Annotated in this window: 28 protein-coding genes and 2 tRNA genes; 23 read left to right on the top strand and 7 right to left on the bottom strand. The window is 35.5% G+C overall.

Features of this window, described 5'->3' with window-relative positions:
• Positions 1 to 27 precede the first annotated feature (27 nt).
• Together MHH82_RS40760 and MHH82_RS40755 are read right to left on the bottom strand one after the other, a co-directional pair.
• Positions 28 to 726 (bottom strand): hypothetical protein, encoded by a 699-nt coding sequence (locus MHH82_RS40760; RefSeq protein WP_020846138.1) that lies wholly within the window; start codon positions 724 to 726, stop codon positions 28 to 30.
• Between the two features lie 56 nt (positions 727 to 782).
• Positions 783 to 1,817, bottom strand: coding sequence for a hypothetical protein (locus MHH82_RS40755; RefSeq protein ID WP_129138239.1), 1,035 nt, complete (start codon positions 1,815 to 1,817; stop codon positions 783 to 785).
• 274 nt (positions 1,818 to 2,091) lie between these two features.
• Here MHH82_RS40755 and MHH82_RS40750 point away from each other — a divergent pair, with 274 nt between their 5' ends.
• Together MHH82_RS40750 and MHH82_RS40745 are read left to right on the top strand one after the other, a co-directional pair.
• Positions 2,092 to 2,649, top strand: a complete 558-nt coding sequence (locus tag MHH82_RS40750) for a site-specific integrase (protein WP_050820707.1) — start codon at positions 2,092 to 2,094, stop codon at positions 2,647 to 2,649.
• 37 nt (positions 2,650 to 2,686) lie between these two features.
• Complete coding sequence (locus MHH82_RS40745; RefSeq protein ID WP_009968570.1) at positions 2,687 to 3,022, top strand: hypothetical protein; 336 nt, start codon at positions 2,687 to 2,689, stop codon at positions 3,020 to 3,022.
• A gap of 665 nt (positions 3,023 to 3,687) precedes the next feature.
• Here MHH82_RS40745 and MHH82_RS40740 read toward each other — a convergent pair.
• The 3 genes from MHH82_RS40740 to MHH82_RS40730 all read right to left on the bottom strand — a co-directional run bounded on the left by MHH82_RS40740 (position 3,688) and on the right by MHH82_RS40730 (position 6,070).
• On the bottom strand, positions 3,688 to 4,209 hold the full coding sequence (locus tag MHH82_RS40740) for a 3D domain-containing protein (protein ID WP_009968644.1): 522 nt from the start codon (positions 4,207 to 4,209) through the stop codon (positions 3,688 to 3,690).
• A 148-nt stretch (positions 4,210 to 4,357) separates the two neighbouring features.
• Complete coding sequence (locus MHH82_RS40735; RefSeq protein ID WP_043940297.1) at positions 4,358 to 5,638, bottom strand: ATP-dependent DNA ligase; 1,281 nt, start codon at positions 5,636 to 5,638, stop codon at positions 4,358 to 4,360.
• A gap of 129 nt (positions 5,639 to 5,767) precedes the next feature.
• Positions 5,768 to 6,070 (bottom strand): hypothetical protein, encoded by a 303-nt coding sequence (locus MHH82_RS40730; protein ID WP_166637603.1) that lies wholly within the window; start codon positions 6,068 to 6,070, stop codon positions 5,768 to 5,770.
• Positions 6,071 to 7,016: 946 nt separating this feature from the next.
• On the opposite strand from MHH82_RS40730, the gene MHH82_RS40725 reads away from it, so the two are divergent.
• The gene (locus MHH82_RS40725) at positions 7,017 to 7,856 is read left to right on the top strand and encodes a hypothetical protein (protein WP_213397232.1); all 840 of its coding nucleotides are present in this window, start codon (positions 7,017 to 7,019) and stop codon (positions 7,854 to 7,856) included.
• Between the two features lie 151 nt (positions 7,857 to 8,007).
• Here the strand turns inward: MHH82_RS40725 and MHH82_RS40720 are convergent, their stop codons facing one another.
• Both MHH82_RS40720 and MHH82_RS40715 read right to left on the bottom strand, forming a co-directional pair.
• Entirely contained in the window at positions 8,008 to 9,171 is a 1,164-nt protein-coding gene (locus MHH82_RS40720) for a response regulator aspartate phosphatase (protein ID WP_064911613.1), read from the bottom strand.
• 149 nt (positions 9,172 to 9,320) lie between these two features.
• Positions 9,321 to 9,641 (bottom strand): hypothetical protein, encoded by a 321-nt coding sequence (locus tag MHH82_RS40715; RefSeq protein ID WP_213397230.1) that lies wholly within the window; start codon positions 9,639 to 9,641, stop codon positions 9,321 to 9,323.
• A 206-nt stretch (positions 9,642 to 9,847) separates the two neighbouring features.
• On the opposite strand from MHH82_RS40715, the gene MHH82_RS40710 reads away from it, so the two are divergent.
• The 20 genes from MHH82_RS40710 to MHH82_RS40615 form a co-directional block, all read left to right on the top strand.
• Positions 9,848 to 10,027 (top strand): hypothetical protein, encoded by a 180-nt coding sequence (locus tag MHH82_RS40710; RefSeq protein WP_009968676.1) that lies wholly within the window; start codon positions 9,848 to 9,850, stop codon positions 10,025 to 10,027.
• A complete protein-coding gene (locus tag MHH82_RS40705) occupies positions 10,002 to 10,415 on the top strand; it encodes an HNH endonuclease (protein ID WP_043940294.1) in 414 nt (137 codons plus the stop codon). Before MHH82_RS40710 ends, MHH82_RS40705 begins: the two co-directional genes overlap by 26 nt.
• Before the next feature lie 11 nt (positions 10,416 to 10,426).
• Entirely contained in the window at positions 10,427 to 10,918 is a 492-nt protein-coding gene (locus MHH82_RS40700) for a phage terminase small subunit P27 family (protein WP_013603375.1), read from the top strand.
• Between the two features lie 50 nt (positions 10,919 to 10,968).
• Positions 10,969 to 11,045, top strand: a tRNA-Asn gene (locus MHH82_RS40695).
• A 1-nt stretch (position 11,046) separates the two neighbouring features.
• Positions 11,047 to 11,120: transfer RNA gene (locus MHH82_RS40690), tRNA-Trp, on the top strand.
• A gap of 30 nt (positions 11,121 to 11,150) precedes the next feature.
• Positions 11,151 to 11,774 (top strand): terminase large subunit domain-containing protein, encoded by a 624-nt coding sequence (locus tag MHH82_RS40685; RefSeq protein WP_013603374.1) that lies wholly within the window; start codon positions 11,151 to 11,153, stop codon positions 11,772 to 11,774.
• A 110-nt stretch (positions 11,775 to 11,884) separates the two neighbouring features.
• A complete protein-coding gene (locus MHH82_RS40680) occupies positions 11,885 to 12,826 on the top strand; it encodes an NUMOD3 domain-containing DNA-binding protein (RefSeq protein ID WP_013603373.1) in 942 nt (313 codons plus the stop codon).
• 209 nt (positions 12,827 to 13,035) lie between these two features.
• Positions 13,036 to 14,142 carry a terminase TerL endonuclease subunit gene (locus tag MHH82_RS40675; RefSeq protein ID WP_013603372.1) on the top strand — a complete coding sequence of 369 codons (1,107 nt, stop codon included), beginning with the start codon at positions 13,036 to 13,038 and terminating at the stop codon, positions 14,140 to 14,142.
• A 22-nt stretch (positions 14,143 to 14,164) separates the two neighbouring features.
• Complete coding sequence (locus MHH82_RS40670; RefSeq protein ID WP_064911611.1) at positions 14,165 to 15,541, top strand: phage portal protein; 1,377 nt, start codon at positions 14,165 to 14,167, stop codon at positions 15,539 to 15,541.
• Positions 15,542 to 15,583: 42 nt separating this feature from the next.
• Entirely contained in the window at positions 15,584 to 16,525 is a 942-nt protein-coding gene (locus MHH82_RS40665) for an HK97 family phage prohead protease (RefSeq protein ID WP_064911610.1), read from the top strand.
• A 20-nt stretch (positions 16,526 to 16,545) separates the two neighbouring features.
• Entirely contained in the window at positions 16,546 to 17,694 is a 1,149-nt protein-coding gene (locus MHH82_RS40660) for a phage major capsid protein (RefSeq protein WP_064911609.1), read from the top strand.
• 101 nt (positions 17,695 to 17,795) lie between these two features.
• Positions 17,796 to 18,011, top strand: a complete 216-nt coding sequence (locus MHH82_RS40655) for a hypothetical protein (RefSeq protein ID WP_009968725.1) — start codon at positions 17,796 to 17,798, stop codon at positions 18,009 to 18,011.
• Positions 18,001 to 18,333: a head-tail connector protein gene (locus tag MHH82_RS40650; protein ID WP_009968726.1), complete on the top strand. Its 333-nt coding sequence runs from the start codon at positions 18,001 to 18,003 to the stop codon at positions 18,331 to 18,333. Before MHH82_RS40655 ends, MHH82_RS40650 begins: the two co-directional genes overlap by 11 nt.
• A complete protein-coding gene (locus MHH82_RS40645; protein WP_013603366.1) occupies positions 18,333 to 18,671 on the top strand; it encodes a phage head closure protein in 339 nt (112 codons plus the stop codon). Before MHH82_RS40650 ends, MHH82_RS40645 begins: the two co-directional genes overlap by 1 nt.
• On the top strand, positions 18,671 to 19,051 hold the full coding sequence (locus MHH82_RS40640) for an HK97-gp10 family putative phage morphogenesis protein (RefSeq protein ID WP_064911607.1): 381 nt from the start codon (positions 18,671 to 18,673) through the stop codon (positions 19,049 to 19,051). The genes MHH82_RS40645 and MHH82_RS40640 overlap by 1 nt, the downstream gene beginning before the upstream one ends.
• On the top strand, positions 19,048 to 19,452 hold the full coding sequence (locus MHH82_RS40635; protein ID WP_043940291.1) for a hypothetical protein: 405 nt from the start codon (positions 19,048 to 19,050) through the stop codon (positions 19,450 to 19,452). Before MHH82_RS40640 ends, MHH82_RS40635 begins: the two co-directional genes overlap by 4 nt.
• Positions 19,453 to 19,482: 30 nt before the next feature.
• Complete coding sequence (locus MHH82_RS40630) at positions 19,483 to 20,133, top strand: major tail protein (protein ID WP_064911605.1); 651 nt, start codon at positions 19,483 to 19,485, stop codon at positions 20,131 to 20,133.
• Between the two features lie 77 nt (positions 20,134 to 20,210).
• The gene (gene gpG, locus MHH82_RS40625) at positions 20,211 to 20,537 is read left to right on the top strand and encodes a phage tail assembly chaperone G (RefSeq protein ID WP_013603363.1); all 327 of its coding nucleotides are present in this window, start codon (positions 20,211 to 20,213) and stop codon (positions 20,535 to 20,537) included.
• A 197-nt stretch (positions 20,538 to 20,734) separates the two neighbouring features.
• Positions 20,735 to 25,819, top strand: coding sequence for a phage tail tape measure protein (locus tag MHH82_RS40620; RefSeq protein WP_213397228.1), 5,085 nt, complete (start codon positions 20,735 to 20,737; stop codon positions 25,817 to 25,819).
• Positions 25,816 to 26,323, top strand: a 508-nt coding sequence (locus tag MHH82_RS40615) for a distal tail protein Dit (protein ID WP_340970744.1), incomplete at its 3' end; no start/stop codon positions are given. The genes MHH82_RS40620 and MHH82_RS40615, both read left to right, overlap by 4 nt.

Below are 26,323 nucleotides of genomic sequence, written 5' to 3'. Positions count from 1 at the left end.
ATTATCACCTCACGGTAATTTTTGTTATTATATCTGTGCCTTTGAAAACGTAAATTGATTTTCAGCTTTTTTGGCCATTTCTTTTAATATTTTTGTTTCAAAGGACTGTATCGACGTTTTATCAAGACCTCTGTTTGTAAATAGAACTTTTATGTCTCCTTCGATCCAATATAATTCTCCATTAACCATATCATCATTAAAGAAATGGACCTCTAGGTATTCAGCTGGTCTACCGTAACATTTAATTTGTTCTTGCTTTTCTTTCTGATCTTTAGAATCCATATGTCTGTGATTTTTAATTTGAAGTGGAATAGAAATGTTGGAGTCTTTTAAATGAAGAACCGTTCCATCAATTTTCGAATTACGATCTTCTTTTGATGAGGGAATTTCAAACCAAAACATTAGGCAGCTGTTGACGAGGTTTCTAACGACAATCTCTTGAAAAATCGGCCGTCCTATTCTTTGAAAGAAATACTTGATGTAATTCCTTTCTACTTCTCCCCTATCTCCATAGTGCTTTGTTGCGTTATTGAGAAATCGGGTAATCTCTCCTGGATAGTAATGTTTCCAAATGAAATTTAGGATTTCAATTGGTTTAATAAATGGGTCTCTTTCAATGAGTTTAAATGTAACGTACTTGGCCAAATAAAAATCAATGTGTCCTTTGCCATCTTTGCCTTTTATAACAGCATCATGACATTCTGCTTCAAGTCCATACTTAAACATACATTCAGTCTCCTGTTCTCAATATTTTCTGATTCAAACGAAAAATACAGAGATCCTTAGACCTCTGTTTCTTCAGCATCGTATTTATCTCCAACTGCAGCGACCTTCTTAACAATACGATCGATGGTTCGAGATATTTTCATTTGATATGTGTTAAAATTCGCAGCGATTTCTTCTTGAGTTAATCCATTTTGGGTTTGTCTTAAGACTTCTTTTTCGAAGTCAGTGAGCTCAGCTTTTTCGATTGTCGATTTTAAATCTAATAAGATGAAGCTGAAATCATCATTTGGATCAAAATCTGGTTTTAAGAATAATAACCCTTTAGCTGAGATGGTTTTTCCTGATTCTGTTTCGACTACATCACCTTTTAAGTGAAGAGGATTTGTGAAGTCAAATACATCAATATCGTATTCTGTACTCTGGGAGAAGTATTTAAGGTTATAACCGAACACGCCTAACAATGTATCTTTAGAATAAATCATATCGTGCTGCAGCTGACCTTTAATGCGAGATAAAATGAACCGGTTCCCTTCTTTATTCTTCAGTTTTTGTGTTACGAAATCATAGAATGGCTTATAACTTCTTAAAATTTCCCCCAACCAATCATCTCTTTCGAGATCTGAAGCTGTAATCGATTGAGGTCTAAGCAGAATTTTGTTTCTTTCTTCTTTTTTCAAGAAGTGAATAACATTCTCGGAAAAATCATTGCTATCTGAGTTCGTCAATGATTCTATAGATTGTTCTTTCTCAACTTTCTTTTGAAAGTACCGTTCATCTGAATAAAAAATGTACTCCGTTTTCTCTTGTTCTTCTTCTTTCTTAATTTCATCACTGGTTAATAAATATGTGGCCATACGATCTAGTGATTTGCAAACATTGTTTTGATGGGATAAAAAGTCTTTGGTTGTAATCCCTGTTTTAAAATAACCATCAAAATACTCGGAATAGAAATTAGTCTCATTTAGGATCTCTTCCACAACTTTTTTTCGTTCCTCTAATGTTGTTTTTTCAAAATCAATTTTTTTGTTAATTTCATGAACTGTCGTTCCATCTAATCTCCCTTTAAAGTTTCTCTGTGATGTAAAACTCATTTATTTGTTCCTCCATAAATTTGTTCTATATTATTTTGAATTAATTTAATGTTCGAAGTTATATAACGATTATATCCGTAATTTTCCATATGTAAATTAATGGAAGGCGGAATTTATAAGTCTGCGAATCTTACACAATGACATTATGTAAAGTGTTAAATCCCTTCATATCAATGTTTATAAGAGATGCCGACTTTTCATTGTTTTTGAATATTACATAATATATAATTATCTTATAATATGTCATATTGGTTAGAAGGTGATCATTTTGAATATGGTGAGTCCCATTAGAGACAAAAAACAACTGGAATTACTAAAAATGTATTTGAGAGAAAAGAGCAAAAGAGATTACTTAATGTTCATGGTTGGAATAAGTTCTGCCCTCAGAATTAGTGATATTCTTAAATTAAAGGTTGGAGATATTTGGGATGGAAGAAAGCCGAAAGAATTCATTTATCTTCATGAAGAAAAGACAGGAAAATATAAAAGATTTCCGATCACTGAGAACCTCCAAAAAGCAATTAGAGAATATATGAAAGAATATCAGCTTGACCAGGAATCCTATTTGTTTTTCAGCAGAAAAGGAAATAAACCCATCTCCCGTCAACAAGCTGCCCATATATTATCTTCAGCTGCAGATTACATTGGAATTAAAGAACCGGTATCAACTCATAGCATGAGAAAGACATGGGGATATTGGGCGTATAAAAAAGGATACTCTTTGGCTTTAATAATGGAAGCTTTGAATCATTCAAGTATTGCAATTACAAAGAAATACTTAGGTATTACACAAGAAGATCTTGATGATGTATATATGAGTATGAATTTATAATATATAATAGAAGAAACTCGGAATTATGAGGTGAATTATGGAGATTAAGAGAATAACAAGAAAAAAATTCGAAAGCTTTCCTAAATTTAAAGGTGTTGAAGAAGCAATAAAGTTTTTCAAAGAAAAGTATGGGGACCATTTTATAGAACAAGCATGCGGTCCATTGGAAGAAATAGAGCTCGGAAGGTACTACCCACATATGTTAATCATTGATAAGGAAGTTCATAAAAGGTTGAGTGAATGGATGAATAAACAAAAATATCCAACTTATCCAGGTGATAATCCTGATACAAAAGGGTTTGGTGAAAGCTTTCAGACGATTATTATTTTTGAAGATGGAAGGGTTCAAGTATCTAATTTAGCTGAGGAATAAAAAATCAAAAAAGCAGACATAAACTGTCTGCTTTTAATCACTCCAAATGTTTATCTAGGAGTTCTGAAAACTTTATAATCATAGCCTATTTGTTTGCTATACTTGCTATCTTTATATACGTACATGTCTACGATTGTATATCTATATTTTTTTATCGTAGGCTAAGTATTGTGTTGTTGAATAATATCGTGTTGGTTTTTTGTGATAGAATGTTCCAAACACAGCTTGGACGAATAAACCAGCCCAGGAGTATTTAAGACCAGGTAACCCTGTTTTGGAGGTTGAAAATATGAATTTTGATGACAAAAAGAGCATATTAAAGACCGTGGGAAATGTATTTATGGTTCTTGTTCTTATCTCTTTATTTGTTTACGCGTTTTCTTCTGAATCAATTGGATGGTATGTTAAGATTACTTCTATTGTGATGTTGACCATATCATATATCTGTTATGCTCTAATTTCTCTACAAGAGAAGTGGTTTATTGCAACTTTAGTGGTCTCTTGGTTGGTCATTATTTTTTGGGTGTTTTAAATCAAAGATTATACAATAAAAAAATAATCCGGATTAACCGGACCATCAATACTTTCGGCTGCCGTTATATTCTCTCCCAACAATGGCTATAGCGAGGTAGAAAGTGAAATGGCAGCCTTTATTATTATTCCCTTCACTTTAAGATTTTAACTTGAATATCTCTAACACCAAATTCAATGCACTTGTCATTAGCATTTAAATAGACATCTATTTTGTTTCCTTTAATAGCTGATCCAGTATCTTCGGCCGTATATACACCATTAAGGTGTTCATATCCTTCAGGAAATTTAATTTCAACTTTAGATCCTAACGGAATTACACTTGGATCAACTGCAATCGTACGACCTTCTTGAACTTTCGTTCCTGTCGCCGTAACAGTTCCCATTGAATATGCTGTTGAAGTAAAATGTTTATATCCCTCATAAACCCCTGATTTATGTTTTTCAACTCCAACTTTCGTGTTTATTTCTTGTCCCGGAAAAATCAAAGAAAGATTTTTGATTTGTGGGTTAGCTTCTGCCAATTCTTGCAGAGACATATTATTTTCCCTCGCAATTTTTGACATTGTGTCCCCAGGTTTCACTTCTTGAGCAAACGTGGGAGAAGCAATTAGCATCGATACTACTAATGTCGATACGGCAATTAGTTTTTTCATAGGTTCTTGCCCTCCTGTTTTTATTTGGTTCATTCTTTTTCTTTCAGAACCTTTTATACTTATATCTATGAATATGAATTCGTAAATCAAAACAGTATTACATTTGGATTACAAAGAAAAGGCCTGGCACAAAACCAAGCCCATAACGTTATGAATAAGACACTTCATCTTTATCATCTCTAATTCTATTTAATGAAGGCTGTCGTAAAGATAAACCTCCATGTTCATTTTTACTTTCTTGAAAGTATTTAATCTCAACAATCTTCCCAACCACCAAGGATGGATCTTTCCAAAAATCAACTTTCCATTTCTCTTTTAATCCAGCTACGGCCACTCGATGTCCTTTGTAATCAACAATAATTGATCCACATTTACCACCACGTATGTCTTCCACAACATCTAAACAACGTAAATCTGCTTCTTCTTCTGGTTTTACTTTTAAAATGCTAGGAGACTTTTTCAATTCAAATATTCCATCCGATAAATGAATCATTAATCCTTCTTCCCCACGGCCAATTGCTTCAAGAAACAAGTCATCAATAACATCCTTGTCATTTCCAACATAGAATTTAGGAACAACCGAAATTAACGAATCTGCCGGCAGAGACTTCTTGATCGTTTCTTCTAAAAAAGAGCGTCTAGTTTTGTAAGGAACATCAAAAACACCTTTTTCATAATCATCAATTGGAATCATGTCGAATAACAAAAATCTAACGTCTTTTTTAATTCCGTGTTTCTTCAAACGACTTTGAGTTGCCCGGAATAAGTCCGATGAGGAAAGATTATCTCTATTCACGTTTACGAGTTCTCCTTCATAAACAAATCCTGTCGGAAGTTTTTTCATTAACTCTTCGAGTTCAATTAATCCTTCGTATTTGGCACCGGTGGTTGTAATGAATTCGCTGCCTTCTTCCAAGTTCTTCGTTGTTGATCTGAAGCCATCGACTTTAAGTGAGACAATGAACTCTTCTCCTTTTGTAAGGTGTTTTTCAGGATTGTATTTTTGACCTTTCATAACCTTGTGTTTACTGATAAACCCTTTACCGTATACTTTATTCAAAGTAGTTGAAGAGATTCCAATCGGCAAATCTTTTGTTAATATAGATTTGGCCAGTTCCCGTTCTTCTTCTGTTTTAAGTTGCTTTAAAAAGATCTGAATTGATTGGATTATTTGATCAGATCCGGTATTGTAAAGAATTACGTAAGCCATAGCATCAAAGATGGTTTCAAGTTGAGTATAAGTCGGCAAACAAACTTCTTTTTCGATCTTCTTTTTTGCTAAACCCGTTTTAACAAGTGGGTCGTAAACAAACTTGAAAATCTCCTTTAAACCCTCAACATTTTCGTATTTTCTTAGTAATTCTTCTTTTCCTTTTCGGCTTGATTCGTTTTTAATCTCCTTAAAAATTTCAACATATTTCTTCATCATAGTAGTTGAGTCCTCCGATTTTCCTTTGGTTATTTCGAGTAACGAAATAATATTATCACTTCTTTTTTGAGTCGTACACACTGATTACAGAATATTGCAAAAATAATAGCTAGATATTTGAATCTAGCTCTATACACATGCAGCCATTCTTTTTGCCATCCTTTTTCTTTTCTCAATAGCTTCATGGTTATTATTACGAGATCGTTTAATAACGGTTGTAAGTATCCATCGATTTCTTTCTTTTACAAAGATGAATTCCTTACTATTTCTAGTAAAGATATGCCTCACATTACCGTTATTCACTATCTGCTTTATATTTAAGTTTCTTACATCACGCTTAATCCTACTTTCAATATTTTTACGGCATTCGCCTACTCTTTGTTCATATCGCTGTATTACGTGATTAGTAATAATAAAGTCTTCAAACATCATATCTCCCTCCGATTAATGTATGTAGTAGTTGAGTGAAAGTGGTGCTGCTGAATTGGTTATCTAACAACACCACTTTAGAAATGTCTGATAATTGGTATGATTATATCTGGCTCTATTAAAACGTAAACCACATTAGCGAATTAATTTAATATGCCAATGCTAAAGCATTGTCTATTCGAAATTACTTACGTAATTTCTCATATGTTTATTTAATTTATTATTTAATATATTCATTAATAATTAATTGATATATAAAGACCATAGCTATTCGTAAGCATCCATGAAGATTAAGTTTAGAATTCTTACGACCACATCTAAACAACTATACGTTCTTCTCCAGTGTTGATTTATAAGTTAATTCTTATTGGCTCAAACACTTAAAGCACATGACAACGGATAACATTACTAATCAACTGCAAGTCAATGATAAGGATGGTCAATGACGATTGATTAGTCTATCCATCGATCCCAGCGAAGATGAAGAATCTTCACCACCATTAATTGCTTAATGGTATTTGCAACGGCGAGATAACCTTGGAGTTATTTGATAAAGGAGTGAACTCTCAGCTTCAAATGTCTCCGGGTTTATAGAGTTGTAATATATTTATATCTGAGAATGATGAAACGTAAATTGAAAGGGAGAAATCAAACACAGGTGAGGGAAAATTCACACACGAAAAATTCGGGTGGAGTTGAAAATGATTGCCGCCTGCTCTGAGAGTTGGATCGAGGTTTGAAAAAGTAGCCGCCTACCCTTTCGGGAAAAAAATCGGTCTCGACAGGAATAACTGGAGGAGGTCCGTTCACACCAACCATCCCAAAACGCCCAAATTGTGTTGAAATTTAGGAGAAGGAACAAGAATTTTGTCATTCTTTGTTATAGAATAATAGTTAGATGGATATAATAAACATATAGAGAAAATAACCTAGTTGAGGGGGAAAATTTTTGTATTATAGGATTGGGACTATTAAGACAAGAAAAGAAGGAGAGCACGAAGTTGATATTAAAAGAGACTTCACTCAAGAAGAACAAGAAAAATATTTTCAGTACAGAAAGTATCTTGGGCTACATATAAATAATAAGAATTTATATAACCTAATTGTAAGAAATGGAGAAGAATTTGAACATTTTTTAGATACGATTAAAGATAAAGACCCGTCAGAAATAGGCAGTCCAGATTATGTTGTATTTGAAGCCAATAGGCTATTTATGAATTACTTATCGATGATTAGGACGTACATTGATCATATTCCTTCTTCGTTGTCTAAAACCTTTGATTCTAAAGTCAAAGATGAATTTGATAACTTTTTATCAGTTATATATGATAATTATTTTGAATATAGATTTTTATATAAATTAAGGAACCTGGCTCAACATTTCGGGATCCCAATTTCTAATTTAATCAGCAATGAACACGGCAACCATATAACCATGAGTCAAAGCTATTTATTAAGTTATAAAAAATGGGGTACTGTTAAAGATGAAATTAAAAATATGGAAGAAAGTATACCGGTTAAAGGATTAGCTCTCAGAATGAATGTAATCATGAATACGGTATACTTGTTTGTAATGAAGTTCTATGTTGAGGGTATTATTGAATCAATAAAATGGTTTGATTCATTACAAGGAGAATTAGGTGGTAGCACCATTCTTGCAGTTTCAGACTCGGCTGAAGAATATGGAAAAGGAAAATTTAATTTTCAACCTATGAACACTGACGAATTTATCAATGCAGTGCATGATTTAAATGAAAACCCAGGTATAAATATTGAGTTGATAAAATAAAAACCCCATTGGACTATCCAAATGGGGTTTTTCGTTATCATATTAAGTTGCTGCTCTATCTGCGACCTTATAAGTGGACTGCTCAGAAAGAGCGTATGAAGCGCTAGATACTCCAACAATGCCAAGCAAGAGCGCTAAACAAATTGCAATTTTACATTTTTTCATTTAAATGTTTCCCCCTTTGAATTTGTTTGCGTGCTTCAATTGCCATTTGATAAAAATCGACCGCATCATGTCTGTCTTCTTTGTTGGTCAAAAAATCAGCAACAGCAACAGCGTATTCTTCCATATCACCATAAAGGTTTTTCTCTTCGAAGAACTTGAACACTTCTCTAAGTGTTTGTAAGTCGAATGATAAATAAAGGCCTTTAACCAGTTTTAATTTCTCGGTTACTTCCTGGTTGTTGTGCCGAGCAGCAACCTTCTGGCCTTCCTGATATAATTCTAATGCAGCCTTTAAATCATTCTTCTTTGCTTTGACATATGCCAGATTAAAAATCGCTTTTGACTCATAAATGTGCTTTCGATCCTTATGAATTTCATAAGAAATTTGAAAATGTTTCTCAGCATTGTCAAGTTCTTCAAGGTTATTATAACATAAACCCACGTTAAAATGAGCTGAACCAATTAAATGTTGCTCCCCTATTTCTAGGGCATCTTTTAAAGCTTTTTCAGCTGTTTCTAAAGCATCTTCATAACACATTTTATCTAGCCAGTTCCCGAAGATAACAAACTGACACTGGACCATTTCTTTGCCATATGTAAGATTACCCTGAGCATCTTTTTGCTCTTTAAATATAGAGTATGCTCGCTGAGCATAATTCATGGAGAAATGAGTCTCTTTCATATAGTAATAGACCTCTGATACTTTAAAATAGAACTCGGCCTTATCTGTATTTGCATTTTCATCTAATAAATCAAGATATTTTTCAGCTTCACGGTAATATGTTAGGGCAATAACTAAATCTCTTGTTCTGAAGTGATACATACCGGTAAAAAAATTATAATAGAACTCTATTGTATTCGTAAGGGATTCAGGGGCCATATTTTCCCTTGTTTTTTTGAGATCAGCATAAACACCATCTATATTTTTAACAGAGTCAGGTTCGAGATACGAAAGCATTATTTCGTGCCGCAGCTTTAATAGCTGAAGATAGACTGCTACTTTTTCATTTTTCTCCATCATATCGAATTCTTTTTCAACTTTTCTTTTCATTTCTTTTGCTTTCTCAACTCGACCCTGCTTTATGACAACATACCAATGATTAATGTCTGTGGTTACATAATGATATGGGATTAAATCCGAAACAGACAATCAAATACCTCCTTTTCTTTACATATATTTAATATTATACCACCAAAGGCTCATACGAATAGGATCATTTTTTGAAAAATCCCTCAATTCAGATGAATAAAAAGGTCAGAATAAGCATAAATAAGGACCATATCAGACGATATGGTCTTTTAGCTGGCTTTAGAATTTATGGTAAGTTGGTCTAAAAGGCTCCCAATGTCGTTTAATGACTTATAAATGACATCCAAACAGTTAATTATATGAGAATCAATCTCTCGCTCTTGAACATCTGCAAATACAAACTTCAATTCTTTATAAGACTTAGAGTACCTTAAATTAAAGAGATTTCCATCAATCACCTGAACAATTTTAACTTTCGGGTCCAATATTTGTTCATAAATAGTCTCCGGATGAACCACTCCTTCAACATTTTCAATGTAATTTAAGGACCCCAGAATCGTTTCAAGTTTAGAATAAGCTTCAGTTTTCATAACTTATCCCCTCCGATTTAGTAGTTGAGTAACTTACATTTAAAATTATAAAACGCAAACATAGGTTCGTACACTCTATTTAAGAAATTATTTAAAAAAATCAATAAAAACTGTTTAGAATTTTCGACTTGTGTACATTTATATTAGAGACATAAACAGTATTGTTCGAGATATTGAGCTTCAAAAAAGGAGATCAATATGAATAAATGAAAGATAATCGAACTAAATTAATCTGTTCTAAATGTAATTCTCCTATTATTACATATCGGAAAAAGAAAAAAGTCATTTATGAATGCTCTTATTGTGGTATTCAACCTGATGATTTAAACTTTGACGATCTTTCTCCAAACGATTGGGAAGATGATTATGAAGAAGAAAATATGTAATAATTGCGGGAAGATTATTGGTTCAAATGAAACTTGCTCTTGCAAGCAAAACAGAAATCGGAACCAATACCAACGTAAATATTATCAAAAGAATAAAGAATACTTAAAACCCCTTTCCACTGCACGTTGGAAAAAATTAAGAAGTCTCATCATCCACAGAGACAAAGGTTGCTGCCAACGATGCCTAATCAAATATAGCATCGTTAATTCTTCAGAATTGCAAGTTCACCACATAAAACCTCGAATTGATTACCCCGAATTAATGTTTGAAGAAAGCAATCTTATTACCCTTTGTAAAACGTGCAACCTCCAATTAGGTACTTCCGGTGAACTTGATTTTAAACCAAACATTAATCTTGAAAATCACAATTATGACTTCAAACTTTAAGAGGTGATGTGATGGCTCGTCCTAGAAAGCCAGCTTCCCTCAAACAAGGACATTCAGAATCAAAAGCTCAATTGGAGGAAAGAGCCGAAGCAGAACAAGAACTACTTGGAAATGATGATTTAGTGAATGAAATTCCTGAACATCTTGATGAATTAGCTCAAGAGTATTACAAATTCTTAACTACTGAACTAGAGATAAGTAATATCCTCTGCAATTTAGATATTCCTCTACTCGAACAAACTGCTGATTGTCTAAGTAAAATGAGGCAAGCAGATGAAATTATTAATAAAGAAGGACTTATTTTAAACACAATTGATAGGTATGGGAATGCCTTAATAAAAGAACATCCCGCAGTTGCTACAAAACAGAAGTATCTTAATCAGTTTAGAGCTTTATCTACCCAACTTGGATTATCTCCAGCATCAAGGGCTCAACTTGCGGGTTTGAAAATTGAACAAAAAAACGAAGAAGAAGATCCGTTACTCAAATTATTAAAAAGCTAATTATAATCCCTGCTGTTTTCACTCCGATTTTCAGTGGGGATTTTTTCTATGTGCTCGTAGCTCAGGTGGTTAGAGCATCGGTCTGTTAAACCGAGTGTCGTAGGTTCGAATCCTACCGAGTACGCCATGAGGGTTTAGTTTAATGGTAAAACGTCAGTCTCCAAAACTGAAAATGTCGGTTCGATTCCTTCAACCCTTGCCAATAAATATAATACTGAGGGTGAGTGATAATATGGTTTCTTCGTATTTAAAAGCCCATCCTGCCTATCAGTATGCTAGAGATGTTGTTGAAGGTAAATTAACTGCCGGCAAGTACGTTAAAAAGGCTTGCTGCAAATTCATTTCTGACGTTCACAATCCTGATTGTGAATTTTTTATCGATGAAGATGAACTTAAGAAAATTGATGGCTTAACAAAGCTTATAAATATGGCCACAGGATTGAAAGCTGGAACGCCAACTCATGATGCTTTGGCTCCATTCCAATGGTTTTTCTTAGTCAATGCTTTATGTTGGAAGTATAAACAAAATCCAATTAAAAGAAGATATGAAAAGTCAGTACTCCTAATTGGTCGTAAATCCGGTAAATCATTCCTCGTTGCTTTAATTTTTATCCTCTTGCTCTTAATTGAACCAGAATACTCCGAGTTTTATTCTGTTGCCCCAGATAAAGAGCTTTCTTCGATAGTCAAAAAAGAAGTTGAACAAACAATTACAGCTTCTCACCCTTCTATCCAAAAACAGTTCCAAATAACAAGAAGTGAAGTACGGTGTTTACTCACAAAATCTAAATTCATTCCTTTAGCTAACTCTGAGAACCGTATGGACGGTAAACATAGCCTTATTGCCGTCGCATGATAGAAATATCATGTTAGAAAATCGGGCAAAATCGGTAGAATTCTTATTTACGAACATATGTTCTCGATATATAATTATATTATAGAGATATAATTAAGGAGTAGAGCAATATGTTTGGTTATATCTATAAAGTTACAAATATGGTAAATGATAAAATCTATATTGGCAAAAAACACTCAGCAGTATTTTTAAATGATTATTATGGAAGTGGCCTTCTAATAAATCGAGCTATTGATAAGTATGGGTTAGAAAATTTTAAATTAGAAATGATCGATACTGCAGATTCTCTCGAAGAATTAAATGAAAAAGAAAAATTCTATATAAAAAAATATGATTCATTCTATAAAACTTCCAGAGGATATAATATTGCTTCTGGTGGTGATGGTGGTAATTTAATCGCCGGCTGGAGTGAAGAGAGATACAACAAGTATATTGAACTAAAAAGAATAAATAACACTGGTGAGAAAAACCCGAATTACGGTAACGGAGAAAAAATTTCTGGAGATAAAAATCCTTCTAAAAGAAAAGATGTAAGAAAAAAATTAAAAGTATTACTAAGTGGTGTAAATAATCCAATGTATGGAAGAAGAAGAGATCTTCATCCACTATATGGAAAACGCCATTCAGAAGAGACAATAAACAAAATCAGTGAAGCTCTTTCTGGTGAAAACAATCCAAATTACGGAAAGCACCATTCAGAAGAAACAAAGAGAAAAATATCCGAAGGAAATAAAGGAAAAGTTGTATCTGAAGAAACAAGAAGAAAAATGTCAGAATCTAAAAAGAGCTTATCCGTTGAAGCTCGCAAAAATATTAGCGAGGCTGCTAAGAAAAGAAGATACAAACTAATATGTGGAATTTGTGAGAAAGAATTTGAAGGAAAAATTCATAATGTAACAAAATGCCCAGAATGCAGATTAATTAAACCTAAATCAAAATTTAAAATGCCAAATAGAGAATACCATTGTAAATGTAAAACATGTGGCTCCGATTTTATCGGAAGATCAAGCAGAAGTTTTTATTGTAGTGATAAATGTAGAAAACGTAAATAAGACAATACCGAGGTAAGTTAAAGTTTAAAAGCTTTAGCCACCGTAGAGCGTAGGAATTGAACCTATGCTTTTTTATTGCCAAAAAAGCATAGAATATAATATTCCCAAGAGTGTCCGATACCTGACCGAGTAAAGTCGAAGGTAAAAATGTACGCCGAACTTACTGGTGACAGTAAGAAGTTAGGATAAAAAGCCTAACGATAACAATATTGCGTAAGGCCAACGTTTTTGTAGCAGACGAAGTTGGAGCATTAAGAAACCGTTACCCTATTGATGCCATGCAATCTTCTCAAATGAACATGGTAAACCGTACCGGAATTCTTATTAGTACAGCCTATGAATCATTAAACAATCCTATGACTGAAGAAGTTGAATACGCTCAAAAAGTTCTGGATGATTTAATTGATGATCCCACTCTTTTCGCCCTCCTTTATAAACCTGATGATCCTAAAGATTGGCTATCTGACAAATCCCTCATTGAAGCAAATCCACTTGCTGAAGTTCTCGAAGATAACTTGGAATATTTAAAAAAGCAACGTAGAACTGCTTTAGATATGCCAAGTTCAAAAAAGAACTTCTTAACAAAGCATATGAATATTTTCGTTGATGGTGACGACTCAGAGGTTTATATCCCTTCAGATGAACTAAAGAAGAATATGATTACTACATATGATTGGACAGGTCGAGAAGTGTTTGTTGGTGTTGACTTATCTCAAACTACTGATAATACAGCTGTTTCAATGGTTACTTATGATCATGATAAAGATGAATACGTTGCTCAGTCCTGGGCTTTTATTCCGGAAGATAGTGCGGAAAATAAGTCCAAAGTTGAAAAGGTTGATTACTTTACCATGAGAGATAATGGTTATTGCTATTTCTGTGGTGATAAAGTTATCAGCCATAGGTTCGTTGAAAACTTTGTCTTGGATCTCGAAAAGAAATATGGAGTAATCATTAAAGGCATCGGTTATGACCGGTGGAACTGCGTTGCTTCGGCTAACCGATGGTACGAAGAAGGCTATGACACGATCGAAATTAAGCAGCATTCTTCTGTCTTGCACCCTGCTACTAAACTTGTAAAAGAACGTGTTTTGAAAGGCAGCTTTAAGTATCTACAAAACAGACTGCTGGAAATCAACTTTTCAAATGCTCGTGAGGTTAAGGATTCCAACCTCAATACTTACGTTAATAAGAAAAAATCCACAGGAAAAGTTGATATGGTTATCTCAATATTAAACGCTATGGCCCTATGGAATAAAGAAGTTGAAGAAAATTTAACCTCCAACTTTGAAGAAAGGGAACTAATTATTCTCTAAGAAAGGAGGATAACCAACCTAAATGGGGATTTTTTCGAGAAAAAATAAGCAGAAAGAAGACCGTTCCATGCAATATTCCTACGGTGGTGGATATTCTATTACTTCTTACTTTGGTGATGGTGGTCCAATAACAGAAGAAGAAGCTATGAGAATCCCCACTGTTGTTTCGGCTCTTGAGCTTATTACATCATCAATAGCATCGCTGCCAATCTACTTATATAAAGAAGATCGAAAAGGTGCAGTAATTAAAATTCCTGATAACCGTGTTTCTCTTTTAAATGATGAACCAAATGATTTGATAAACGGTTATAACATGAAAAAGAGAATGGTTAAGGACTATTTACTGTATGGAGCTAGCTACATCAAGATCGAAAAAATTCGGAATGAGGTTACTAACTTCTATCCCTTGCCCATTAAATATATTTCAGTGACAACTTATAGTCAGGGATATAAAAAATGGGCGACGATCAATTATTTTTATAATAACAAAACTGGAACTTATGAATTTACTCCAGATGAATTGATTATTCTTACAAGAGACAGTGAAGATGGAGTTACTTCATCAGGAATACTCCAGAATAATAGTAAGCTTCTCAGACTTGCCCTTGATGAAATCGAATACTCAAATGGAATATTAAAGAACGGAGCCCTTCCTATAGGTGTCTTAAAAGCTACATCAAGATTAAGCCAAAAAGCAATTGATAACCTGAGATCTTCCTGGGAAAACCTTTATAGTGGTCCAAAGAAAGCTGGTAAGACAATTATTTTGGAAGAAGGATTAGATTACAATCCAATTTCAATGAAACCAAGTGAAATGGATTTAACTAACTCCAAGAAAAATACAGTCTCAGAGATTGCTAGAGTCTTCAATATTCCAGAGTCTATGCTAAATTCCTCGGCTAATAAGTATGCTTCAAACGAACAAAATAACCTCTATTTTCTTCAATACTGTGTTGGTCCGATCATTTCTGCGATTGAATCTGCTCTAAATAAATCTCTCCTATTAGAAACGGAAAAAGAGCAAGGTTATTATTTTAGATTTGATGTTTCTGAATTGCTCAGAACAACAGAAAAAGAAAAAATCGATGCCACTGTTTCTGCTGTAAAAGGAGGATTAATCTCGCTTAATGAAGGCCGTTCAAGAATTGACATGCCTGAAATTAAAGATGACTTCTTTATGTGGGGTTTGGGTCAAATTTTCTATAATCCTAAAACCGGAAAAATGACTATTCCAAACATGGGAGAAACGATTGATCCTAACAATCCTCAACCTTCCACACAAAATCAGAATCAACCTCCTACTCCATCTAATTTAGATTCAAATAAACCTCCAATTGAAAATGAACAAACTTCTGAAGATAAAGATTCAAAGATAAAAGATGAGCCAGTAAATCAATAGATTTATTGGCCTTTATTTTTTCCAAGGAGGTGTAACCAATTTATGAAATTCGAGCTTTTATCCCGCAAGGTCGAGCTTCGAGCCAATAACGATAATGATTCAATGACTGTTTCCGGTTACGTCAATAAAACAGGAGAGTTAAGTGAAGTACTAGGTTCTGGAAAGAAATTTGTTGAGAAAATTGCACCTGGTGCATTTACTCGAGCTCTGTCACGAAACCCCGATAATATTGACTTCCTTGCTGAACACAACACCAAACATATTCTAGCTTCTACACGAAATGGTTCCCTTCGATTATTTGAAGACAGCACCGGTTTATATATGGAAGCTACAATTTCTCCTACTACATGGGGACATGATTATTACCAATTGATAGACGATAAAATTCTTCGGAATATGTCATTTGGATTTAGAACTTTAGATGATTCATGGGATGTTCGTGATGATGGCATTTACGAACGAACCATTAATGATCTTGAATTACTTGAAGTTTCCGTTGTGCGAGATCCGGCCTACTCACAGTCTACAATCTCAGCCAGAGGAATTGATGTTATTGAGGACATTGAAATTCCAACGGAATTAGAAGAAGGAGAGCAAAGAAATATGGATGAAATCAAAGAGCTCTTTGAAGGATTAGAAGAACGTTTATTAACTTCTCTTAAAGAGTCTATCGATGAAATTCGTTCTGAACAAAAAGAGTTCATCGAACAAGCTACTGCTGAATTAAGAGAAAAAGTGAACGAACAAGATCCGGAAAAGGATACCGAAAATTCAGGAGAACAAACAGAAGTTAAAGATAATGACTCTGAACAGGATGAACCTGAAACAAAAGATAAGCCTGAAAATGTTGATGAAACGAAACCAGATGAAAAAGATCCTAAAAAAGATAAATCTGATGAAGATCCTGACGGAGAGAAAAAACGTTCAATAGTCTCTGAAGAATTATCAGAATTGCGAAATAAATTAACTGGACTATCAAATTAATCAGGAGGTTTCCTTTAAATATGAATTTGAAAGCGCTTAAAGAAAAACGAAATGCCCTGTTAGATGAAGCAGATGAACTACTAAAAAATGCTGAAAAAGAAGTTCGCTCATTATCAGCAGAAGAAAAATCAAAATTTGATGAATTGACTGCTGATGTTACCGATTTAAACAACCAAATTTCCGAATTGGAAAGTCGCCAGAAAGATGGCGAGAAAAATGAAAAAACAATGGAGGAACGTAAAGTGGATAATAAAGAAAAAGAACTCCGCGGTATTGAACAGTATCTCCGTCGTCAAGATGGTGAAGAAGTTCGTGCTCTTCAAACAACTTCTCAAGGTGGAGCCATAATTCCTGAGAATGTTGAAGGAACAATCGTACTTAAAATGGAAGAAACTTCACCGGTATTTGCACGAGCAACTAAATTTCCATCTGTTGCGGGAACATTGAAGATTGCTAAGGAATCTCTTAACTCTGTTGCAGGATTTGTTGGTGAAGGTGAAGATGTATCTGAACTTCAAATCTCTTTTGATGAAGTTAAGCTTGCACAAAAACGTGTTGGTGCAGCAATCAGTCTTTCTAATCAGTTAATTAACGATACAGCCGTTAACATCGTTGATTACTCTCTTAACCTATTGGGTCGTCGAGTAGGTAAAGCAGTTGAGAAATCAATCCTTGTAGGTACAGGCGGAGAAGAATTCTCTGGTATCGTTAACGATGCTGAAGTTAAAAAAATCCCTGTCTCTGGTGCAGTTACTATTGATAACTTAATGGACCTCTATAACTCTATTCATCCTGAATTCCTAGCTTCATCTTCTTTCATTATGCAACGTGGTTTCTTCAACCAAATCGCTAAGATGAAAGATTCTATGGGCCATTACTACATGCAAAACGGTGTCGTTAACGGTAAATTAACTTATACCCTTTTCGGTGCTGAAGTCATTGTAACTGATCAACTTCCTGATGGAACTCCTGCGATCTTTGGTTCTGTTCAAGATGCTTATGCAGTAATGGTTAAGAAAGGATTCGCTCTTCAACACGTCACAGGTGATACAACACAAGCTATCCGTGGTTCTCAATTACTTGTTCTTGATGGATACATGGATGGTGCAGTCTACAACCCACAAGCTATCTCTGTGTTAAAAGTTGATACTGCGACTACTTCTGCTTAATCATGTGAAACTTTTCACAATATGAATGATTAGGAGCTCTTCGGAGCTTCTTTTCATTTATAAAATACTCATTTTATACATAACCAAAGGAGGTAACCCATATGCCAAAAGTGAAATTCCTACAATCTGCTTATCTCCCTTCTCATAAAACAGTCTTTAACCATAACGAGGTTGTTGAGATTGAGAATAAAGATTTGGCCAAGAGCCTTGTAAAGAATGGCCATGCAGAGGAAGTTAAAGAAACGAAAAAAGGCAAAAAAGAACCCAAAGTTGTAGAAAAACCTGACGAATCACAGGTAGATAACAATGTTGAGTAATGTAAAAATCACTGAGTTAGACCTCGACTTTGTAAAGAATTATCTCAAAGTCGATCATGACGCAGATGATGCTTTAATTTCGATGATGATTATTTCTGCGCAGAATTATATTCAAACTTACCTCAATAAAAAGTTTGATGAATTCGATCCTCTTCCAGCTGAATTCACTATCGCAGCACTTAGCCTTATCTCCCAATGGTATGAACATAGAGAAATTCAGACTGCATCAATTTCATCTAAAAGTGAACTCTCATATGTGTTTTCTGGACTCCTTGATGTTTATAGAAATTGGAATGATGAATCATACGAGGTTGATGCTTAATGCCTTCCAAACGCCCTGATATTAGTGAATTAAATAAAAGAATAACGTTTTTAAAACAAACTCAAGGAAAAGATTCTTATGGCGCCCCAACTATGGTCTACAAGGAAGTTACCTCATGTTGGGCCAGCGTCGAATCACAACAACTGAAAGAATTCATAACTACTTACGGGACAGAACTTCAAAATATTATCACCTTCTTAATTCGGTCAAAACAAAGGGTCCCTATTACAGACGACATGATGATCTCTTTTCAAGGTCAGAAATACAAAATCGTTGAGATCCAGCCAGATCTAAAAAGTTCTATGTATGACTTAATCGTTGCAAAGGCGGTGTCTTAATGGGACTAGATATAGATACTTCAGGAATTGAATTAGCTTTGAAACAAATGGCTGGACGTGAAACAAAAGTTCGAAACCGAGCATTAAAAGCAGCTGCACATGTTGTTGCTGAAAAATTAGAAGACAATACTCCAGTTTGGCCGGTAGATAAGCACAAACACTTGAAAGACGATGTAGTCATTTCCGGTGTTGATACATTTGGCCAAATCAAAGTTGGATATAGCAAAGAAACTGAATGGAGAGCGAAGTTTGTTGAATTTGGAACAATGGGTGGATCAAGGATTGCTCCACAAGGTTTTATTCAACGAACTGAAGAAGAGTCTCGTTCAGAAGCCATGTCAGTTATGGCTAATGAGATCAAGAAAGGATTGGGATTGTGAGTTTATCAGTAAAAACAGTTTATGACTTGCTGATGAATGATCAAGAAATTGGAAATCTCATGAACAAAGATATGATATTTTCAATCAACGTTCCTGAAGACTTCCAAAAAGTCGAAAATGCTCCGATTATTTGCATCACTCAAATAAGCGATTTCCAAAGTAGATTTGTTAGTAATAAAGCATTTTCTTCTGAAATTAGTGTTCAAATTACAGTTTGGGCTGCAGATCTAGCAAAAATCGATCAATTTAAAACTCGTTTAGACACTTTAATGGGTGAAAATAATTGGTCGCAATACACAGGAATGTTAGACAGAGATCCAACCATTGATTTGTTTATGTTAGCAAGACGTTATCGAACAACTGAAATATTAAACGATTTGAGCCTTCTCAAACATGAGTAGGCTTATTTTTTTTAAGGGAGGAAATCATTAGTGGCAACATTAGGTTTTGAAGAAGTCCAAATTGCTATTCTTAATGATCAAGAACAGGTAGTAAAAGTTCATAAAATTAACGCCCAAGTCGGTGGTGCTGTTGAAGCTAAAATTTCAGGTTTGGCTCCAACGACTAATACAGTCTATGCTTCCAACGTTCCATTCTATGTTTCTGCTGTCGGTGTTTCTAACCCTAAATTAGAACTTAATACAGCTGATTTAACAGAAGAAATGATCGCAGACATCTCTGGAGCTAAGACAAATGAAAATGGAATTACAACTCTTGGTGCTGATACAGTTGCCCCTTATTGTGCCGTAATTATGAAAACAAAAGGCCTGGCCAATGATGACATTTATATTGCCCTTGCAAAAGGTAAATTCGGTCACCCTGATGGATTCGATCTTAAAACAGGTGAGGACAAAGGACAGGAAGCTGATACAACCGATGGTGCTTTGACTGGTGAATTTGTTGCTCGCCATTCTGACGGTATTGTTTATGCTAAAGGCCGTACAAGCACTCAAGGCTTCACTGTGTCTGCATTTACTCAATTGCTCTTCCCTGGCTGGAATGGAACAACAGCTGAAGATAAAACTTCAACTAACACTTCAACAACAACCCCTACTGAAACCTCTGATACTACTACTGCCTAATCACAAGTAAGCTAGATGCCTTTGGCATCTAGTTTTTTATTTACATACCAAATAAACGAAGGAGAGAAATTTTTACGATGCTAAAAATTGAATTATATAACCCTGAACTAGACAAAGTTGAAACATTCACTGAAGGATTTGTCTCAGCCCGAGCATTACGTCGGGTAATCGAATTCGGAGTCAAGCAAGAAACAGAAGTTATGAATGAACTTGAACAATTAGACGAATTGGTTGCTCTTGTCGCAAGCCTATTTAGAAGTGAAAAAGTCAATTTCGACACTATCTATGATGGTATTGCCTCCGACAAAATTGCCGAAGTTTTATCTGGAATCCTCCAAGACGTACTGGGTGGAGAAGCTAAAAAAAAGAAGGCACAGATGGAACTAGCGAAAGTGACGGAATAAAGTCATACCAAGATTACCTGGATAACCTCGATCAGATTTACAAAGATTTGATCGAGGCCGGTTGGTCTTATAAGGATATTGAAGAAATGGACATAAATGGCTTCTTACGCTTAATGGGAGACAAAAAGAAGAAAACAAAAACTGACGATATTGAAGAGTTCTTCAAATCGATTTAATGAAGTCATGGAGGTGGAGCGATGGCGACGACTGGAACCCCACTAGGAAATATGGTCATTCAATTATCAATGGATGGCACCCAGTTTTCTAATACTCTTCAAGGTATTAAGAGAGAAATTAGAGTTGCTCAAACAGCAATGAAAGCGAACCTTGAGATTCTTTCAAATGCTGGTGATGAATACGCTCTATTAGAGAATAAGATTAAAGATCTTACTCAAATAATGGATGCGAACAAACGTAAAATTGATGAGTTACGTAGACAACACCAGAATGCCATTCAAACTTATGGTGAAGGTTCAAAACAAGTTCAGCTATTAGCTTCACAAATCAACTCCGCAATTACCCGACAAGCTGCCTGGGAAAGACAGCTAAGAACTACCGAAGGTAGACTCGAAGATCTCAAATCTGGTACAGCAGATTTAAGACAAGAGATTAGTAACATTACTCGGGCTACTCAAGAGAATGTTGCTTCTTTAAATGCAAGTGGTAGGGTCTATTCGGCTCAACGTGCTAGAATTGACGGTTTATCCCAAACAGTTAACCATTACAATAACCTAATTGAAGCCCAAAGACAAAGAATCAATAATCTATCAAATACTTTTGGTGAGAATGATTCGAGGGTTGAAGCAGCAAGGCAAGAACTCCAAAGGTATACTGAACAACAACAACGGGCCCAAGAACGTTTAGACCAATTAAGAAACAGATTTGACCGTATCTCCCCTTCTGTTGGAGAACTTTCTGATAACCTCGGACAGGTTTCTTCAAGAATGAGAGAAGTTTCAGATCGAGCCAGAAAAACTGGAGAAAAGATTCACGATATTGGTTCAAATATTAAAGAGTCTGTAGTTCCAATGACAGGTGCCCTCACTCTTGGACTGGGGTTTGCGACTAAGAGTGCCATGGATTTTGAATCCCAAATGTCAGCTGTAAAATCCGTTATGGCCCCAGATGAAGTAAACAAGTATGGGAAAGCTCTTGAAGAACTTGCTGTTATCCAAGGTGCAAAAACAAAGTATAGTGCATTAGAAGCTGCCCAAGCTGAAGAAGAACTGGTTAAGGCCGGTGTTAGTGTAAAAGATATTATCAACGGGGGTTTAAGTGGTGCCCTATCATTAGCTACAGCTGGTGGTTTAGAACTAAAAGATGCTGCAGAAATTGCTTCAACAGCATTGAATGCATTCAGGGATGATAATATATCTGTAGCTGACGCTGCCAATATTTTAGCTGGTGCAGCAAACGCTTCTGCAACTGACGTTGGTGAATTAAAATACGGTTTATCAATGGTTTCTGCAGTTGCTTCAGGTGTTGGTTTAAGTTTCAGAGATACCTCAACAGCATTAGCTGCATTCGCTCAAAATGGATTGAAGGGTTCAGATGCCGGTACCTCCCTCAAAACAATGCTCCTTAACCTTTCCCCTCACACAAAAGCTGCATCAGATATGATGGATTCTCTTGGATTAGCTACAGCTAACACGAAAGTGGCATATCAATGGTTAGTCGACCGTGGAATTAAACCGGCTTCAACAGAATTTAAAGATGTATCAGCAGCCGTTCAAAAATTAGCGAAAATCCAAGCTGGTCATGGAGCTTCAGCTGCAAAAGTAGCTAAAGAGTATGACAAATTAGCAACATATTCTGGTTTGGCTTCAAGTGCTTTCTACGATGAAAATGGTAACCTTAAAAGCATTTCCGAAATCGCTGCCTTACTCAAGGATAGATTAAAAGACTTGAGTAATGAACAGAGACAACAAGCTCTAAATACTATGTTCGGTACCGATGCAATCCGTGCTGCCAATATCCTTTATAAAGAAGGCGCTAAAGGCATGGATGATATGGCAGCTGCAATAGGAAAGATTTCAGCAGATGATGTTGCAAAAACTAAACTCGATAACTTAAAAGGAACAATTGAACAGTTAAAGGGATCAGTTGAAACTGCGGGAATTACGATTGGACAAAATCTTACTCCAGCATTAAAAGTCGTTGCTACAGTTATTCAAAAAGTTGTAGATGTATTCAATGCCCTTCCTTCTCCTGTTCAACACTTTTTAGTTATTGGGGCAGCATTAGTCGCTGTCCTTGGACTAATTGCAACTGCAATCGGATTTACTATGATCGGTATTGGTGGAGCGATTAAAGGTTTCGGAGAATTCGGGGCCATTGTCGCTAGCGCCACACGGAAAATTGCTGAATCTGAAGCAATTATGGCAACTCTAGGTTCAGTCATGAACTTTGCTTTAGGGCCAATCGGACTCGCAATTGCAGCCATTTCAACCCTCGGAATTGCCTTTGCAGTTGCATATCAGAAATCAGAGACTTTCCGTAATTTCATAAATGGAATTGGAGCTTCTATTGGAACAGCCTTTTCAAAAGTGAAACAAGCTGTCTCCGGGATCTTTGCTTTATTTAAAGGTGATCAATCTAAAGGCAAAAGTCTCTTATCTTCTCTAATGCCTCCAGAAATGGTTAAAGTCATTGTCGATTCTGTAAATAAGATAAAATCGGCATTTTATAACATGACTGCCCCACTTACGAGCGCTTACGGCAAAGTTAAAACTGTTATAACTGGTATTTTCGCTTTATTCTCTGGTAACACCAAAAAAGGCACATCGATTTTATCAGGTGTCTTGAGTGCCAAAGATATTTCAAATATCAGAAGTATGGTTGCTCAAGTAAGACAAGTAATCATGTCTGTTATAACTTATATTAAAGCGAAAACTACTGAAATCCGTGCTTTCTGGCAACAGAACGGTCCGATGATAACAAAAGCTTTTGTCAATATCTTCTCAGGTATAGTTAAAACGGTTACAACTGTTATGACTACCATCTTCCAGATTGTAGGTCCAATCCTCAAATCCCTCGTAGCTCTTTTCAAAGTCTTACTTCCTCCAATTTCAGTTGTATTCAAATTGGTTTTTACGGTAGCCTTGGCTCTTATTAAGTCAGTACTGAATAACATCAAAGGTGTTATTGATGGAACACTTAATGTAATCATGGGTATCGCGAAAGTTTTTGGTGGTCTATTCACTGGAAACTGGAAGAAGATGTGGGAAGGTATCAAACAATTGTTCTTTGGAGCCTTCCAGTTAATTTGGAATGCGATCCAATTAATGTGGTTCGGAAAAATGATTAAAGGCGCTGCGTTATTCATTGGATCCTTCAAATCATTGTTTGTTGGCTTATGGAATGTATTAAAGTCTATCTTCAAGACTCCAATCAAATGGATCGTTAACTTCTTGAAAGACAACTTTAATATCATGAAAAGAACAGCGAGTACAGTTTTTGGTGGAATCAAAACGGTTATCTCCAAAGTCTGGGGCGGAATCAAACTCGTGTTTACCACAGTAATTAAGTACATCGTTAAATTCTTAAAACTTGAATTTAACGGTATGAAAGTTATTGTGACTACAATTTTCAAAGTAATAAGCAAAGTAATCTCTACAACTTGGTCAGTGATCAAGAAAATCTTTGTTACTACTGCGAAATTTTTGTATAACACTGTGAGAACCCGATTTGGAAACATCAAAGACTTCATCGGAAAAGTTTTCAGCTGGATCTGGAATTTCGCTAAAAAAGCTTGGAGTGGAATTTCTAACGTAATCATCAAACCAGTTGTAAATGTCTTTAAAACAGTCGTTAAGTATTTCACCAATATTAAACAGAACGCCTTAAAAATCTTTGACGGATTAAAGAAAGGTGCTCAAAACATCTGGACCAAGATGGTTGACGGCATCAAATCTTTACCTCGTCGGATGGGTGATGGATTAAAGAATGGTGCTAAAGCAATCGGTAAGGGCGCCAAAGCCGTTGCTAAGATCTTGATTGAAGGATTGGCTAAAGGGGTCAATGGTGTAACTGGTGGTGTGAACTGGATCCTCGACAAAGTTCATGCTCCTAAGAAATTAAGAATTCCTAAATGGGATGTTCCAAAATATGCCCGTGGTACTGACAATCACCCAGGTGGACCAGCTATTGTTTCTGATGGTAAAGGCCCGAACAAACAAGAGTTAATAGCTCTTCCAAATGGCAAAATGTTCTTATCTCCTAAGAAAGAAACAATGTTGAATCTTCCTAAAGGAACATCAGTTCTTGATGGAAATAAAACAGCTGCTCTTCTTAAAATGGCGCCTAAGTATTCAACCGGTATTGGTTGGCTTGATAGTGCATGGGATAAGACGAAAGAGTTTGCTTCTTCTGCAGCTTCTAAAGTGACGAATGCAGCAAAAGATATTTGGTCTTATGCAACTCACCCAACGAAGTTATTAGAAATGGCAATCTCTAAGTTCACTAAATTGGATGCCCTTAAAGATCCAACTCTCGGTATGGTTAAAGGTGCAGTTACATCTGTCAAAGACGGTGCCGTAAATTGGATCAAAGGTTTACTTACAGCTGATAACCCACCAGGAAAAGGTGTTCAGCGTTGGAAACCTTTAGTTAAGAGAGCACTCGAGATGAATGGTCTATCAACAAGTACTGAAATGGTTAATAAAGTTTTGAGACAAATTCAAACTGAATCTGGTGGAGATCCAAAAGCCGTTCAGCATGGTTATACAGATATAAACACGATTCGGGGCGATTTGGCTAAAGGCTTGATGCAAACTATCTCAAGTACATTCAATGCCTACAAATTTAAAGGCCATGACAATATCTTTAATGGCTTCGATAACCTGTTGGCGGCCTTAAACTATGCAAAACATAGATACGGTCCAACTCTATCAGCATTAGGTCAAGGCCATGGTTACGCTAACGGAGGCATTGTTACAAGGGCACAAGTTGCGAATATTGCTGAGGGAAATAAACCTGAATCAATTATTCCACTTGATCCTTTAAAACGGACAAGGGCATTGCAGCTGTTATCTAAAACTCAACAGATTTTAGGTGTTCCTAACGGTTCACAAGTAACAGTGAACAATGATTACTCTGAGGTTATTGCTCGACAAGATGCTCAGATTACCCTTATGCAGCAACAAATCACTCTGCTAACTCAATTATTGGCCAAAGATAACTCATTTTACTTAGATGGTAAAGAGATTTACAACACCAATAAAAAGTATGCAGATCAAAAAACAAAATTAAGAAACTTAGCTAAAGGAGTGGTAACTACTTGAACGAAGTAACATTTAATTTTTGTGGTTTTAACTCCAACACTGATCTTGATCTGATTGTAAATGACATCAAAAGAAATGTCGGCCCAGAAATATCAGAGAACGTCCAAGACGTTCCTGGTATGATGGGTAAAATTTTTCAAGGCAATAGTTACGGTCAAAGGGTATTTGAAATTGATGTTACCATTAAAGCTACTTCTGAAGCTGACAGAGTTGATAAGATTCAACGTCTATCAAATCTAATTACCATAACTGGTGATGGAGAGTATCCTATGGTCTTTAGTGATGATGCTGAATACACCTATTATGGCCACTTTAGTCAAATATCTCAGGTATCAAGATTAAGCCAAACATCTTTTGATGGAACATTAACTCTCACTTTCTCCTGTTCCGACCCAAGAGGATATGGTCAGTATATATCTCAAGATATAACTGAAAGCCCCGAAACAATCACCCCACAAGGTAACTCCGTAACATACCCTATCTTTACATGCATTCCCAAAAAAG

The sequence above is a fragment of the Bacillus sp. FSL K6-6540 genome (assembly GCF_038007545.1).
This window is presented reverse-complemented; position numbering and strand designations above follow the sequence as displayed.